Below are 16,232 nucleotides of genomic sequence, written 5' to 3'. Positions count from 1 at the left end.
CTTAAGTTGATTATATCTCAATATACAAAAAAAGTATATGTTATTAACCATTTCGTTACAAATTTGGACTTATCCAAAAATAAAATCTTACAGCAAATAGTTATTGTATAACTTGTTACAATATAATAAATTAAATGTGTTAAAAAGTGAAACTTTTTCCTGTGTCAAAACATCTAACATATGTAAAAACAAAAATGCTGCAGCATTTGAAAGAGGGTATACAATGAACATAGAAACACTTGTGCTTAAAAGCAAAAGCGGAGATATTTCTGCATTTATGGAGCTTTTAAAACAAAAACAAGAATTATTTTATAAAATTTCCTTTACCTATACTAAAAACTCATACGATGCAGAAGATTGCATATCTGAAGCTGCCATAAGAGGTTTTGAAAAAATTAAACAGCTAAAAAATCCAAATAAATTTTACAGCTGGTTTACTTCAATACTTATAAACATATGTAGAAAAGGATTTAGAGAAAATACAGTTACCTCATCGGAAAAAGAAATAAATGAAGTTAGAGATATGTTCTCTTATGATTCTATTGAAGATAAAATTGTAATTGAAGGCTTACTTAATACATTAAAAAATGATGAAAGAGAAATATTGGTTTTAAGATATCTTAAAGATTATTCTATACAAGATGTAGCAGAAATTATGGATATTCCTATAAATACAGTTAAAACAAAAATATATAGAGCTCTTAATTTTTTAAGATCAAAGAGTGGGAGGACAAAAAATGAGTATTAATAATATTCCCGAAAGATTAATGGAAAATGTTGAAAATAAACTTAGGAAACATGTTGAAAATAAAAAGAAGAAACTACATTTTTATGCATCAGCTGCTATTTTAATCATAGCAATTATGCTTCCAATATCAGTTTTTGCATATAGCAAATATTACAACAATATACCCTTTAAACAAGAAATAGATTTAGCTAGGCAAAATAATAATGTTTCTAAAATAAATAAATCATTTGAATATAAAAATGTAGAATTTACTATAAAGGATATAATGGCAGATGAAACAGGAATAGAGGTTATTTACAACGTATCTAATCCTAAATATTATATAGATGGATTAAGTTTTAAAGATGCAGATAATAAAAACTTTCACCTATGGGGATACTCCCTACCAGATTCAAGTGACAACTCAGACAAAAAAGAAAAAGCTTTTTTCATTTTTATTGGTAAAGAAGAAGCAAAGTATATACAAAAAAATCCTATTACTATAAATATAGACAATATTTCATATAAAAATATTGAATACAATAATAAAATTATGGCTAAAATAAGTTCATTTATTAATCCTAAAAACGATAGTTTTAAAGTAAACTGGACTTTAAAAACTCAAGTAGCTATGCAAAATGTTAAAAATATCCCTATAAATAAAGAATATAACCTTAATATAGGTACATTAAAACTTAAAAATTTAAAAGAAGGAATACTTAAAACTATTCTAGAATATGATTTCACTCCATCAGATGGAAATATAACTGGAATGCGACCATTATTCTCAATGCGTCTAGATAATAACTATACTGATAATATTAATGAAGAAGAAAAACTAGGTTACGAATCATTTGGATATATCCATGGAGAAGAATTTAAATCTATATATTACAAGAATATAAAAGAAATAGGCATACGATTAGTGGGTGCATCTGTTAATTATTGGTATAACAAAGAATATGAAATTTCTAAAGACAAACTTCCAATGCAATTTGATTTTAATGGTGAAAAGTTTAAAATTACATCTATGACACAAAAAGATAATTGTACAGAGTACAGCGTTGAATATGATAAGACAAATAGAATTTATGAACGCATTGGAATTATCCCAGTTAGATTTAGTGATACTGATAATTATGGTTCTAAGTCACATCACAAAAATGAAAAAGTACAATTTAAAGATCAAGCATCTAGAAATACTGTTTATAACACTTTAATAAACAAAACTCCTAATTTAAATTCTATTTATAATAATGCAGGTTATTCTGGTATGGGAGTAAATAATGCTGTTGTAAGTGAAAATTTCAGTTTTAAAGGCCGCAGTGTTCCTAATAAATTTAAAATTGAAAGTACAGCAAGAAGTTTTCTTTATGATACTGATGAAATAGTAATTAAGAATAACTCCAATTAATATTAATCACTATTCTAGCTATGAATGTAATTTTTTCTAATATTAGCTACACATTAATAATGGGACTGCCACATTAAGAATAAATGCTACAACATATTGTGCTAATTTTAAATTTGCAAAGCAATATATTATATGTAAATTTCTTAGTGTGACAGCCCCATCACTTATTACTTAAATAAAAACTTATCTGATAACTCTTACTGTAAATAAAATTCATTGATTACACAAATTATTTAACAGACTCTGCAATTTTTATTAATTCATCTTTTCCAAATGCTTCATTACCCAATACTTCATAAAATACATTATCATATTCCCAGTCAATACATCTATCATCACTTATGGCAGCATCTTTTCCATTAACTTTTACTTTTTCAACTTTACCATCTGTTGAACTTACAAATTTAGTATTATTATTTGCAACTCTTTGAGGCATAAAAATCTCTTTGCCTGTTTTTTTATTAGTAAAAAATATAAAAATGTATTGATTACTAACTCCTCCATCCTTATTTTTTATAAACTCTGCTCTATCAAATTTATAATCTTTTGGCAAATAAGAAGGAAGCTTAACTTTGAAACAAGTGTATTGATTTAATGTGCTAGAATCTTTAACTATTAGAAATTTCTCTTTTCTGCTTTTTTCAGTTTGTATTGTAACATTATTAGGATCTTTTCCTGAACTAACAAAGCCAGTAATTCTTTCTCCAGTAGCTGTATAAAATTTAGTACCATCAGTGAATCTTGTTATAGGTTTGCCATTTTTGTCAAAAACCTTTCCTTTCAATTTATCCGGTATAGGACGATAAGCATTTTTATCAGTTTTAGGAGTTTCTTTTTCTTGCATAATCTTTGTACCATTATGACCAATAAACACTGTACTTATTACTTTTCCTAATACTCCTTTTGCAAAAGATGTTTGGCTTAAAGCTCCACATATTATTAAACAGCATGCAGCTGCAACAGCAATACGCTTAATTTTATTTGAACCTTTCACAGCATTATTTTCTTTATTCTCATTTATATTTTTCAAAGTTCTACTAAAAACAGCTTCTTTATTACTATTTTTACTAAAGTCCTTATTTGCTAGGGATTTTCCAAGATTTAAAATTTTATTGTACTCGTCATTTTGAGGTTTATCTACATTTTCTATACCATTAAAATAAGCATCCATATCTATTGAAAATTTATCTTCTATACTTTTTTTATTCATAGCTATACCTCTCTTTCCATTTCTACTTTAAGCTTTTTCATTACCCTATAAAGTATTACCCCCACATTGCTTTCTGTAAGCTTTAAAATTTCTGCAATTTCCTTATTTTTTAAATTTCCTCCAAATTTAAATGCCAAAATATTTCTCTCTTTACTGTTCAGAACTTTTAGAGCTTTTAAAAGTTTGTCATTAGTTTCAGCTGTTAAGACTATCTCTTCTGGATTATTTTCTCTTGATATTAATTCTTTGATTTTATCCATAGAAAATATTTTATATTTCTTTAAACTTCTAAAATAATCATTTATTACATTCCTTGCTATAGCAAATAACCACACTTCAAAGGTTGCCTTATCTTTAGAATAAGTATCTATTTTTAACATCACCTTTTCAAAAACCCGACTTGCCAGATCTTCTGCTTCCTCGTTAGAATTAACTCTGTAATATATATAGTTGTATATCCTTTTGTAGTAGGTTTCAAAAATATAGGTTAAATCTAATTCTTTATTTTGGCCTTTATCCGAAGAATTAGATAAAGCAAACTGCTCCATATTTTTAAACACCTCCTTTTCCTATTTTTTACTTAGCTAAGTAATCACATATGTTAATACGCATAATTCTTAATTTCATTACAATATTTTTTTTAATCTTTAAACAAACATATATAAAGTCAATTATAAACCTTATTGTTTATATTTTTAATGTACTCAAATATTTCATATAAAATTTTAACTTAATAAAAGCATAATGTGACACAACTTTTTTAGAGGACAGAGGACAATAAAGGATGATTTTTCTCCGCTTTGCTACGAAAAATCTTTAATTAAACTTTTGATGACTCGTTCCGCTAAAGCGAAACATTGCTGACTAATATAAGTTTAAAGCTCATTTTGTGTTAGCAAAACAAGCTTTAGAAATAAATTAGTTTTCTGACATAAGGAGGAAAACTTACCTTCATTGTCCTCTGTCCTCTGTCCTCTGTCCTCTGTCCTCTGTCCTCTGTCAATTGTCCTCTAAAAATAAGGACTCAACATTAAAACAATTTTAACATTGAGTCCTTATATGAACTACAAATCTACATATTAAATTTCATCTATCTTTGTACACTACCAGATGCATTTCCTGCTGCAAGTTCTAGAACTTCATTTTCTGTGACAATATTTGCATCTCCGTCTATTGTGTGCTTTAATACTGAAGCTGCTACTCCAAACTCTAATGCTTCTTTGTGACTTTTACCTTGCACTAATCCATATATTAATCCAGAAGCAAAAGCATCTCCACCACCTACTCTATCCTGTATAGTAAAATCATATCTCTTTGATCTATAAAGTTCTTTTCCATCATAAATTATAGCTGAAAGAGCATTGTGTGAAGCTGAAAAATTCTCTCTTAGTGTAGATACTACATATTTTATATTGAACTTTTCTATCATCTTTCCAAATATAGATTTAAACCTTTCCTCATCTAATTCTCCCTTTGAAAAATCAGCTACCTTATATTCACTTTGTTTTCCTTCTACACTACTTAGCCATCCAAAGCAAACATCTACACCTTCTAATAGTCCTGGCATTACCCTTTCAAATTCTTCAATGCCCCAAAGCTGCTTTCTATAATTTAAATCTATACTTACTGGAACTTTATGTGCTTTAGCTGCTTCTACAGCTTTTTTTGCAAGTCTTATACAATTTTCTCCTAGAGCTGGAGTTATTCCTGAAATATGAAACCAATCTGCATCTTTAAATATTTCATCAAAATCAAAATCATCAACATTTACCTTTGTAATGGCTGAATTAGCTCTATCATATACAACCTTAGATGGTCTTACAGAATTTCCTTTTTCAAAGAAGTAAATACCTACTCTTTCTCCACCTCTATGAATGTGTTCTGTATTAACACCATATTTTTTTAAGTTGTTTATAGCACTTTGTCCTATTGGATTATCAGGTAGTTCAGTGACAAAGCATGAATTTATTCCCCAATTTGCTAAAGATATAGCTACATTGGCTTCAGCACCACCATAAACTATATCAAAGGCTTGTGCTTGAGTAAATCTTTCATATCCTGGTGTGGATAATCTTAGCAATATTTCTCCCATAGTCACTACTTTTTTCATATCTAAGTTATCCTCCTTAACTATTTACTTCTAGCTTCTTTTACTTTTTCTACGAAAAGTCTTGCAACTCTAGTTACTTCATCATAATTACCAGTGTTTGCACCAGCAGTTAATTTTCCACCTACTCCTACTGCAATACATCCATTTTTTATCCACTCACCTACATTTTCCAAGCTTACGCCACCTGTTGGCATAATAGGTGCCTGTGGAAGAGGTGCTTTAAAATCTTTTACTATGCTTGGACCAAAAGCGCTTCCTGGGAATACTTTGATAACAGATGCTCCAGCTTCCATTGCTCTAATTATTTCAGTAATTGTCATACATCCTGGCATATAAGGTATTTGGTATCTATTGCATAATTTAGCTGTTTCCAAATCAAATCCTGGACTTACTATATATTTTGCACCTGCAAGTATAGCTATTCTCGCTGTTTCACTGTCAAGTACTGTTCCTGCTCCTACTATTAATTCATCTTCTGTAAATTTTTCTTTTAATGAAGTTATTACTTTATCTGCTCCTGGAACAGTAAATGTTACTTCTATTGCCGGTATTCCACCTTCTATACATGCTTTTGAAATTTTTTCTGCTTTTTCAGCATTTTCTGCTCTAACTACTGCAACTACACCTACTTCAGTAATTTTTCTTAGAGTTTCTAATTTTTCTATCATTATAAATTCCTCCTATTAATCTATTTTTTATTTCTAAAGTTTAGTCAAAATGTAAATTCAAATCTATGGTTAAAAAATTACTATAATGTCACTCCATTTTTAAATATAGCTATTTCTCTGAATTCATTTTTTTCATTATTCACCAATTCACCACTAGCCACTTTAATTATATATTCAATAAATTTCTCTAATAAGCTATCTAATGTTTTATCTTCTACCAAAGTTCCTGCATTAAAATCAATCCAATGAGGTTTTAATTTATAAAGCTGTGAATTAGTTGATATTTTCATAGTAGGAACAAAGCTTCCAAAAGGAGTTCCCCTTCCTGTTGTAAATAAAACCATTTGACATCCTGCTGCTGCTAAAGCAGATGCTGCTACCAAGTCATTTCCTGGAGCACTCAAAAGGTTTAATCCTTTTGTTTTCAAAGTTTCTCCATATTTAAGCACATCCACTACTGTTTCTGTACCTGCCTTTTGTGTACATCCTAATGACTTGTCTTCAAGTGTTGTTATTCCTCCAGCTTTATTTCCTGGTGAAGGATTTTCGTATACTGGTTGGTTATAATTCATAAAATACTCTTTAAAATCATTAATTAAGTGAACAGTTTTATCAAATACCCCTTTGTTTTCAGTCCTATCCATTAATAATGTTTCTGCTCCAAACATCTCTGGAACTTCTGTTAAAATTGTGGTTCCACCTTGTGCTATCAACCAATCTGAAAATTTTCCTACAAGAGGATTTGCAGTTATTCCTGAAAATCCATCTGAACCACCGCATTTAAGTCCTATTTTAAGTTCAGATAAAGGCACTTCTTCTCTTTTATCATTTTTCATATTTTCATAAAGTTCTTTTAATAGTTTGAATCCTTCTTCTATCTCATCTGAAACTTCTTGAGCAACTAAAAACTTTACTCTTTTTTCATCATATTCTCCCAATGCCTTTTTAAATTCATCCATATTGTTGTTTTCACATCCAAGCCCCATAACCAATACTCCACCAGCATTAGGATGTTTAACTGCATCTATTAATATAGTTCTTGTATTTTTATGATCATCCCCAAGTTGAGAACATCCATAATTATGTTTTAAAACTAAAGTATTATCTATATTCAAATTACCTAATTCAGCTTTAAATTTTTCTATAACTTTATCTGCTATACCATTTATACATCCAACTGTAGGCACTATCCACAGTTCATTTCTTATACCTACATTTCCATTATTTCTTCTATATCCCTTAAAAGTTAAGTTTTTATTTTCAAATACATTCTTAATAAGCCTTTGATTAAAATTATAATCTTTTATACCATCTAAGTTGGTTTTTGCATTATGTGTATGAACCCATTCACCCTCTGATATATCACAAATTGCATGACCTATAGGAAAACCATATTTGATTATATTTTCATTTAATTTAATTTTTCTTACAGCTATCTTATGACCTCTTTTAACAGCTTCTTTAATACTAATTTTTTCATTATCTATTTCTACAATTTCACCTTTTTGTAAATCTGTTAAAGCTACAACTACATTATCATTCTCATTTATTTTAATAACGTTTTTCATGAAATTACCTCTCACTTTCTACATAACTTCTTTAATTGCTTCCTTAATTCCTAGCTTTTCAATTTTTGATAAGTAGTTAGTTACTATGTCTGTTAATCCTTCAATTTCATTTAAATTCATTTTCCAATTCTTTTCATATGATAAAACTGCATTTACTATATTCTTTAATCCTGCTTCAGTTCCATCATAATTTGCCCATAAGGATTTATATAAATTTAAAATATCTTCATTATCTGCTAGTTTTATATCTTCTTCTTCCCTTTTACCTTTGTAGAATTCTATTAATGCAGCCAGTGAGAAACATAATTTTTTAGGAAGTTTTCCTTTTCTATTTACATACTCTCTTAAGGATGGTAAATCTCTTGTCTCAAATTTTGACATTGAATTTAGTGCTATACTCATTAAGTAGTGTTTTACGAAAGGATTAGCAAATCTTTCAATTACCGCACCTGCAAAGTATTTTAATTCTTCTTCTGGCAAATCCAATGTTGGTATTATTTCATCATACACAGTTTCCTTTACATATCTTCCAATAACATCATGTTCAACTGCTTGTCCTACGGTTTCTAAACCATAAAGGTATGCCACTGGTACCAAGGATGTATGTGCTCCATTTAAAATTCTAACCTTTCTTGTTCTATAAGGAGTCATGTCTTCAACAAATTTAACATTTAACCCTGCTTTATCTGCTGGAAACTCATTTTTTATCCATTCAGGTCCTTCAATTACCCATAAATGAAATTGTTCACTAACATCCACAAGACTATCTTCATAACCTAATTCTTTTGTTACTTCTTCAATTGTATCCTTTGGATATCCTGGAACTATTCTATCTACAAGGCTACAGCAAAATGTATTAGCCTCATTTAACCAACTTGCAAATTGTTCTTCTAGATGCCAAAGCTTTGCATACTTTAAAATTATATTTTTAAGCTTTTCACCATTTCTATCTATAAGTTCACAAGGAATTATTATTACTCCTTTATCTTTTTCTCCCTTAAAAGCCTTAAATCTATGATATAAAAATGCAGTTAATTTTCCAGGGTAACTGTTTTGTGGCTTATCCTCTAGTTTATCGTTTTCATCAAATGTAATTCCTGCTTCAGTAGTATTTGAAAATATAAATCTTATTTCAGGTTGTTCTGCTACTTTTAAATATTCATCATATTGTTCATAACAATTAATCCCTCTACTTATACTATTTATTACAAAATGTTCTTTAATAGCTTTTCCTTCTTTTATTCCTTGCAAATATAAGTTAAACAAGCCGTCTTGTTCATTTAATTTATCAACTTTTCCATTCTTAGTAGGTGGAATTACTACTACACTTCCATTAAAATCTGCTTCTCTATTCATTTTGTCAACTTGCCAATCAACAAAAGCTCTTAAAAAGTTACCTTCTCCAAATTGTAAAATCTTTTCTGGATATTTTTTGTACTCTTTATAAATTTTTTTATTTAGTTTCATAATTAATCCTCCTAATGATTATTGTTCACGTGTGCAATTAAATTCAATTCTCAACCTTAAGTCATATATAAATTTCATATTTGTTTATTTCTTTATTTTATTATACTATCTTTTGCACACGTTAACAATAGGTTTGGGAGAGATTTTTTTATAAATATTTTGATTTAATTTGCCCCTCTAATAGTATGATTTGAGTTCAAATTAAAACAGATTATAATAAAACTTATAATTAAATTTTATCTAACTAACCATCCACCATCTACGGCTAAAATATGTCCATTTACATAATCTGACGCTCTACTTGCTAGAAACACTATTGCTCCCATCAAATCAAATGGTTGTCCCCATTTAGCTGCTGGTATTCTTGACAATATTTCATTATTTCTATTTTTATCAGCTCTTATTGGTGCAGTATTAGCTGTTTCTATATATCCTGGTGCTATTGCATTTATTTGTATATTGTGACAAGCTAATTCATTGGCAAAAGCCTTTGTTGTTCCTGCTACACCATGCTTACTTGCTGTATATGGAGGAACAAATTTTCCTCCCTGGAAAGAAAGCATTGATGCTACGTTAATTATTTTCCCTGCTTCCTGCTTTACCATAATATTAGCTACATCCTTACTCAAGTAGTAAAGAGCATTTAAATTTATATCCATAACTGCTTGCCAATCTTCATCCTTATACTCAAGCAGAGGAGTTCTTCTTATTGTGCCTGCATTATTTACAAGTATATCTATCTTTCCATAGACCTCCATACATCTTTTTACTACTTTTTCTCTATCTTCTTTTTTTGTTAAATCAGCTTGAACAAACTCTACTTTTCTTCCTGTTTCTTTAATTAATTCTCTTGTTTCTTCCCAGTTTGTACCATGAGTTGATATTAGTAAATCTGCTCCAGCCTTTGCTAAAGCTACTGCATATCCTTGTCCAAGCCCTGTATTTCCTCCTGTAACAATTGCTACTTTTCCATCCAGTTTGAAAAAATCCATTGAAAAATTTTTTAATTCTGTATCCATATTATGCTTGTTCCTTTCTATTAACTACGTTGAAAATATTTTGTACTCGCATTTCACGCACAAGTGCTTGTTTCACAATGTGAAAAATAATTTCATATTATGAACCCATCTCTATTATATAAAATTAAATTTTGTTTTTCAATAGAAAATTTGCACACAAAAAAATTTTGATGTAATTATTAACTAAAAAATAATCACATCAAAATTTCGTTGTGCTAAATATCATATTAACTATTCTCATTTAGTTTAAGAACAGAATCTCTTATTACAAGCTTTGTCTTAAGAAAAATTTTTTCGCCTTTATAGCTTTCTCCATTTATTACATCAATTATCTTCTTTCCACCCATTATACTTATATCTTCTATGGGTCTTTTTACAGTTGTAAGTGATGGCGTAGAATATTCTGAAACTGCTATATCATCAAACCCTAATATTGAAATATCTTTTGGCACACTAAGGCCACTATCAAAAACTGCCTTTATAGCACCTATGGCCATATCATCATTGGAACAAAATACTGCTGTAGGAACTTTATCTAAATTCATAAGTTCTTTCATAGCATCATATCCACTTTTCATATCATAATTTCCTTTAATCATATATTCGCTGCGTACTGGCACACTATAGTGAATTAAAGCTTCCATAAATCCTTCTTTTCTATTTTTAGTAGATTTAAATTCTTTTTTCCCTTCTATTATAGCTATATCTCTATGTCCGTTTTCTATCAAATGCTCTACAGCTTTAAAAGTGCCTTCCTTATCATCAGATACTATATTTATTAATGCTTCTTCTTCTAATTCCCTATTTAAAACAACTAATGGAATCCCCTTCTGCATTACATCATAAACAAAGGAATTATCATTGTCACTTTGACTCATCAAGACAATTCCATCAAATCTCTTTTTATTAATGGCTGTAAAATCCTTGTAATTATCAATTCCTCTTACAACTAAATTATAATTTTCTTCTATAGCGCTATTTACTCCTGTTACTGTTTCAAAGAAAAATCCTGAGGATGTACCTCTACTTATGCTGGAAAAAAATAACCCTATGGTATAAGATTTATCTAATACTAAGCTTTTTGCAATATAATTAGGTACATAATTAAGCTGTTCTGCTATAGCTTTTATTTTACTTTTTGTTTCTTCATTTATTAAAGGACTATTATTAAGTGCTCTTGAAACTGTTGTATGTGATACATTTGCTAATTTTGCTATATCTTTTATTGTTACGCTCATTAGTTCCACCTTTCTTTTGAAAACAAATATATATTTTTCTTTATGATAATATCATATTTTGTATGACTAAACTATATGTAATAAAATATAGTCCTCTAAACATTATATACCTTTATACAATAAACTTTTCAACTTGTTCTAAAACTTTCTTTATCAGATTATATAGTAAAATGCAAGTATTCACATTTTAAAAACATAAATACTTGCATTAGTAAAAATTAACGGGGTTGTATTAAGTGAAACTCAAATTAATCATTTTCAAATTTTCCATTCTGTAAATCAGCTACTATATCTCTATATTTATCATCTGACAAATTATATAACAAACCAATTACAACAGCGGCTATAGCTAATGCAACAGCTGGGTATAATGCCATTACTGCTTTCATTCCTAATAATGTTTTTGCAGTTTGATGTGCATTTGCTACATATCCTGTTAATTGTAAAGCTCCTAAAGTAACATAAGCTGCTATAGATTGAGCTATTTTTCTTGAGAAGTTAAATGCAGCGTAAGTTATACCTTCTTTTCTCTTTCCTGTATGCCATTCACCATAATCAATAGCATCAGAAACGAAAGCCCAAGTAACACCATTGGGAATGGCAAGTCCTGCATATCCTATAGTTACAAGTATTGTGAATACATAGAAGTTTGCTGGCAATATAAAATTTAATCCATTAGCAATGATACCAATTGCGAAACCTATCATAGCAGTTTTCTTTTTTCCAAACATTTTAACCATTTTAGGAATAGCTGCGATTCCTAAAATAGAACATCCAATCATTATACTGTTTATAACTGGTTGAAGTTTAACATTTCCAAGAGCATATTGACAATAATATATCATCATTTGATTGTTTGCATTCATTTCAGATATTGTAAATAAAGTCATAAGAATTAAACATAATAACGGTTTATTTGTGAATACTGCTCTAGCATAATCACCCACAGTTGTTTTTTCTTGTACTTTTGCTTTAGGTTGAATGTGCTCTTTAGTGTTTCTAAAACAAATATAAAATGAAATTACGCCTATTAAAGCCATAATAGCAGCAGCTACTGGATATCCTATTTTAGGATCTGAAAAATGTATAAGTATAGGTACAAATGCTACACCAGTTATTAATTGTGCTGCTAAAGATCCTGTTTGTCTGTAGGTTGCCATTTGACTTCTTTCGTCAACATCTTGAGTCATAACAGATGCCAATGATCCATAAGGAACATTTGTAAATGAATATATAAGTCCCCATACCATATAAGCAGCATATGCATATACTAGTTTACTAGTAGGTGTGGTACCAGGCATTAAAAATGTTACAATTGTTAGTATAGCAAGAATTATACTTGAAACCATCATAACTGGTCTAAATTTACCATGTTTACCTGGTTTTTTTGCATCAACGGTTGATCCAGCTATAGGATCCATAAATGCATCAAATATCTTTGTATATACAAAAATATTTTTTGCTGCTGCTGCTGGTATGCCACATACATCAGTAAAGAACTTAGAAAGATATGCCTGTCCTAAATCGAACATAAATCCATTACCAAAGTCACCAAAACCATAGGATATTTTTTCTTTTAAGGTCAACTTTTTGCCAGTTTTCTGAACCTTTTTTTGCTCCATGTTTTTACTCCCCCTATTGTATAATATCGTTTACATATATTAAAATCGTATACATTTATTTTCAATCTTTACTGCGCCATAAACGCAGTAAAGATTAAACTATTTTTTATTAAATTTCTACATTCCAAAATACTCTTTTGCATTATTATAAGATATATTTTGTACAATTCTTCCTAAAAATTCCATGTCATTTGGATATTCTCCATTTTCAACCCATCCACCTATTAAATTACAAAGTATTCTTCTAAAATACTCATGTCTTGTATATGATAAAAAGCTTCTAGAATCAGTAAGCATTCCTACAAAACGGCTTAATAGACCAAGGCTTGCTAAAGATTTCATCTGTTCTATCATTCCATCTTTGTGATCATTAAACCACCATGCTGATCCAAATTGTATTTTTCCTGGAACAGTTGTTCCTTGGAAATTTCCAAGCATAGTTCCAAGCACAAAGTTATCTTTTGGATTTAAAGTATATAAAATTGTTTTTGGAAGTAAATCTTCAGTTTCTAAGGAATCTAAAATCCTTGAAAGAGGATAAGCAATACCTTCATCATTTATAGAATCAAATCCTGTGTCTGGACCTAGTTTATTAAACATTTTAGTATTATTATCTCTCATGGCTGCAATATGATACTGCATTGTCCATCCTAATTTTGCATAGTTTTCTCCTAAGAATTTTAAAACCGCTGTTTTATATTTGCTTACTTCTTCTACAGTTAATGGTTCACCTTTTAGTGCTTTTAAGAAAATCTTTTCAATTTCTTCTTTAGATCCTTCTGCATACAGTACACTATCTAGTGCATGATCTGACACTCTACATCCTACTGAATGAAAGAAATCAATTCTGCTTTTTAATGCTTTTATAAATTCATCATAACTATTTATATTTTTACCATATGCTTGTCCAAGTTTTTCAATCCATGGTACAAAAGTTTGCTTATTTATGTTAATTCCTTTATCAGGTCTAAAAGCTGGTAAAACCTTCACATCAAAATCCTTGCATTCCTTAAGTTTTAAATGATATTCTAAAGAATCCACTGGATCATCTGTTGTGCATACAATTTTTACATTTGATCTTTTAATTAAGTCTCTTGCTCCAAATCCCTCTCCATTTAATAATTCATTTGTCTTTTTCCAAATTTGAGGAGCAGTTTTTTCATTTAAAACTTCATATATTCCGAAAAACCTTTGAAGTTCTAAATGTGTCCAATGGTAAAGAGGATTTCCTATAGCCATTGGCAACGTTTTCGCCCAAGCTATAAATTTTTCATAATCAGTTCCATCTCCAGTAATGTATTTTTCATCTATACCATTACTTCTCATAGCTCTCCATTTATAATGATCACCATAAAGCCAAACTTCAGTTATGTTTTTAAATCTTTTATTTTCAAAAATTTCTTTTGGATTTAAATGACAATGATAATCTATAATAGGCATGTCCTTTGCATATTTATGATACAAATTCACTGCAGTATCATTGTCTAATAAAAAATTTTCATCCATAAATTTTTTCACTATAATCACCCTACTTTTCTTACTATTTTTCTTATTGTTCACGTGAACAATTTAACTTAATCTTATTATAATCGTTTTCTTTTAAAATTACAACAGTTTTTTGTTAACGTGTGCAGAAATATTTAAATAGAAAATTTTTCAAATGAATTTGCCCCCTATAAGCTTAATATTTATTTTATATCCTCAACATATATTCTTGCTGTTTCACTCCAAGTGTTCTTTGGCTCTAGTGTTTTAAGTCCTGTTATATCCTTATTTAAATTAATATTAGGTGCATTTATCACGCAAGTTTGAGGTTCTATACACACATAATTCTTGTCACCCATATCGTTCCATATAACTATATGTTTATATTCTTTCCCCATTTCATATAACACTCTCATATTTTTAGACTTATCTTCAATTATTGCGCCATGAAATTTTGACCCATCAATCTCCATATTTTCTAATGTATAATGAGATTCTATTTTGTCACCTAGTGGTACTATACCTTTATTAATATACTGCTTTTCTACTTCTGTTAAATCTAATATTTCTTCCGTTGGTAAATTTCTTTCATCTTGTACCCATCTTTTGCCTATAGATACTATTAACCTATAATCTTCATCTTTACTTTCTGGATGAAAAGGTACATTAAAAGCTGTATGATATCCTATAGCTATTGGCATTTTTTCACTACTTAAATTAGTAATACTTGTAGTTTGTTTTAGCCCTTCGCTAGAAAGATTATAAAGTAATTTAAATTGAAATTCATGAGGTAAATACTTATAAAAACTATGTTCCTTATCAAAATTAAAAACAGCCTCTATTTCAACTTGATCTCCAGGAATAATTTCTTTTTTTGTTATTTCCCATTTATCATTTTTTACAAATCCATGAATATAATTATGATTTTTAGGCTCATTTATAGGAAATTGGTATACTTTATGGTCCACTTTAAATTTACCATCTTCTATTCTATTTGGCGGAAATAATAATGGTAATCCATATACTTGAGGCCTTTCTCTAAATTTTTCAAATTCCAAATCATCATTGGGACTTCTAAGTATACTTACTCCCTTAAAAACATTTTTTAATTCTACTATATTTGCTCCTACTCCTGGTACCATAAGTGCTTCATATCCACCTGCACTGAAACGAATAGCTTTGTGATTTTTCCATAAGACTTCTTTTATGCTGGTATTTTCAGTTTTGTTATTAATCAAACTTATCATCTCCATATTTATTTTTACATCACAAGTAATAATTTGGCGTTTGGCTATTGTTATCGTTAACAATAACTAAAATAATACTTTATTCACACTAATTAATTCGCCAAAATGTTTATTGTTAACGTTAACAAAGATTTTATTATCATTATATAATACTTTCTAAATATTTATCAATAGCATTTCAATATTTTTGCTAACAATTAAGCTTAATTAACCTTAAAAATAGTTCAATTCTTAAAAAAACCTTATTTTAATGTCCAAGTACTAGTAAAAATTAATTCTTTGCTATATAATGGTTTTGTTCAATAAGCATCATTGCTAATACTCCTATTCCCTATTCAAATAAAATGCATAAGCATTGATAAATAATGTAGTTAAATTAAGAAAAATTAAATTAAGCAAATCATAGATTTTGGGTTACTGCTTATGTTACCTATCATGTTTATTAATGTGGACTAGC

13 protein-coding genes are annotated in these 16,232 nt (G+C 29.0%); 2 read left to right on the top strand and 11 right to left on the bottom strand.

All coding sequences use genetic code 11. From position 1 onward, the window contains the following. Positions 1 to 223: 223 nt before the first annotated feature. Both Q6H37_RS07285 and Q6H37_RS07280 read left to right on the top strand, forming a co-directional pair. Positions 224 to 748 (top strand): sigma-70 family RNA polymerase sigma factor, encoded by a 525-nt coding sequence (locus tag Q6H37_RS07285; RefSeq protein ID WP_318740467.1) that lies wholly within the window; start codon positions 224 to 226, stop codon positions 746 to 748. After that, positions 738 to 2,141, top strand: a complete 1,404-nt coding sequence (locus tag Q6H37_RS07280; RefSeq protein ID WP_318740465.1) for a DUF4179 domain-containing protein — start codon at positions 738 to 740, stop codon at positions 2,139 to 2,141. The genes Q6H37_RS07285 and Q6H37_RS07280 overlap by 11 nt, the downstream gene beginning before the upstream one ends. A gap of 229 nt (positions 2,142 to 2,370) precedes the next feature. On the opposite strand, the gene Q6H37_RS07275 is transcribed toward Q6H37_RS07280, so the two are convergent. The 11 genes from Q6H37_RS07275 to Q6H37_RS07225 form a co-directional block, all read right to left on the bottom strand. Beyond that, a complete protein-coding gene (locus Q6H37_RS07275; protein WP_318740463.1) occupies positions 2,371 to 3,351 on the bottom strand; it encodes a DUF4367 domain-containing protein in 981 nt (326 codons plus the stop codon). Positions 3,352 to 3,353: 2 nt separating this feature from the next. Next, positions 3,354 to 3,899 (bottom strand): sigma-70 family RNA polymerase sigma factor, encoded by a 546-nt coding sequence (locus Q6H37_RS07270; protein ID WP_318740461.1) that lies wholly within the window; start codon positions 3,897 to 3,899, stop codon positions 3,354 to 3,356. Between the two features lie 542 nt (positions 3,900 to 4,441). Then, the gene (locus Q6H37_RS07265; RefSeq protein WP_318740459.1) at positions 4,442 to 5,461 is read right to left on the bottom strand and encodes a sugar kinase; all 1,020 of its coding nucleotides are present in this window, start codon (positions 5,459 to 5,461) and stop codon (positions 4,442 to 4,444) included. Positions 5,462 to 5,481: 20 nt separating this feature from the next. Then, positions 5,482 to 6,129, bottom strand: coding sequence for a bifunctional 2-keto-4-hydroxyglutarate aldolase/2-keto-3-deoxy-6-phosphogluconate aldolase (locus tag Q6H37_RS07260; protein WP_318740457.1), 648 nt, complete (start codon positions 6,127 to 6,129; stop codon positions 5,482 to 5,484). A gap of 80 nt (positions 6,130 to 6,209) precedes the next feature. Continuing rightward, the gene (locus Q6H37_RS07255; RefSeq protein WP_318740455.1) at positions 6,210 to 7,697 is read right to left on the bottom strand and encodes an altronate dehydratase family protein; all 1,488 of its coding nucleotides are present in this window, start codon (positions 7,695 to 7,697) and stop codon (positions 6,210 to 6,212) included. Between the two features lie 18 nt (positions 7,698 to 7,715). After that, entirely contained in the window at positions 7,716 to 9,164 is a 1,449-nt protein-coding gene (locus tag Q6H37_RS07250) for a tagaturonate reductase (RefSeq protein ID WP_318740453.1), read from the bottom strand. 236 nt (positions 9,165 to 9,400) lie between these two features. Then, entirely contained in the window at positions 9,401 to 10,183 is a 783-nt protein-coding gene (gene kduD / locus Q6H37_RS07245; RefSeq protein WP_318740451.1) for a 2-dehydro-3-deoxy-D-gluconate 5-dehydrogenase KduD, read from the bottom strand. Between the two features lie 227 nt (positions 10,184 to 10,410). Beyond that, on the bottom strand, positions 10,411 to 11,421 hold the full coding sequence (locus tag Q6H37_RS07240; RefSeq protein ID WP_318740449.1) for a LacI family DNA-binding transcriptional regulator: 1,011 nt from the start codon (positions 11,419 to 11,421) through the stop codon (positions 10,411 to 10,413). Between the two features lie 248 nt (positions 11,422 to 11,669). Continuing rightward, the gene (locus tag Q6H37_RS07235) at positions 11,670 to 13,043 is read right to left on the bottom strand and encodes a glycoside-pentoside-hexuronide (GPH):cation symporter (protein WP_318740447.1); all 1,374 of its coding nucleotides are present in this window, start codon (positions 13,041 to 13,043) and stop codon (positions 11,670 to 11,672) included. Positions 13,044 to 13,160: 117 nt separating this feature from the next. Beyond that, positions 13,161 to 14,561 (bottom strand): glucuronate isomerase, encoded by a 1,401-nt coding sequence (gene uxaC, locus Q6H37_RS07230; protein WP_318740445.1) that lies wholly within the window; start codon positions 14,559 to 14,561, stop codon positions 13,161 to 13,163. 170 nt (positions 14,562 to 14,731) lie between these two features. Continuing rightward, positions 14,732 to 15,775 (bottom strand): aldose 1-epimerase, encoded by a 1,044-nt coding sequence (locus Q6H37_RS07225; RefSeq protein WP_318742947.1) that lies wholly within the window; start codon positions 15,773 to 15,775, stop codon positions 14,732 to 14,734. Between the last annotated feature and the right edge of the window lie 457 nt (positions 15,776 to 16,232).

Origin of the sequence: Clostridium sp. JS66 (genome assembly GCF_033561535.1) — a bacterium.
GTDB classification, from domain to species: Bacteria; Bacillota; Clostridia; order Clostridiales; family Clostridiaceae; genus Clostridium_AM; species Clostridium_AM carboxidivorans.
The sequence above is the reverse complement of the archived record's forward strand: the minus strand, read 5'-3'. Positions and strand labels throughout refer to the sequence as shown.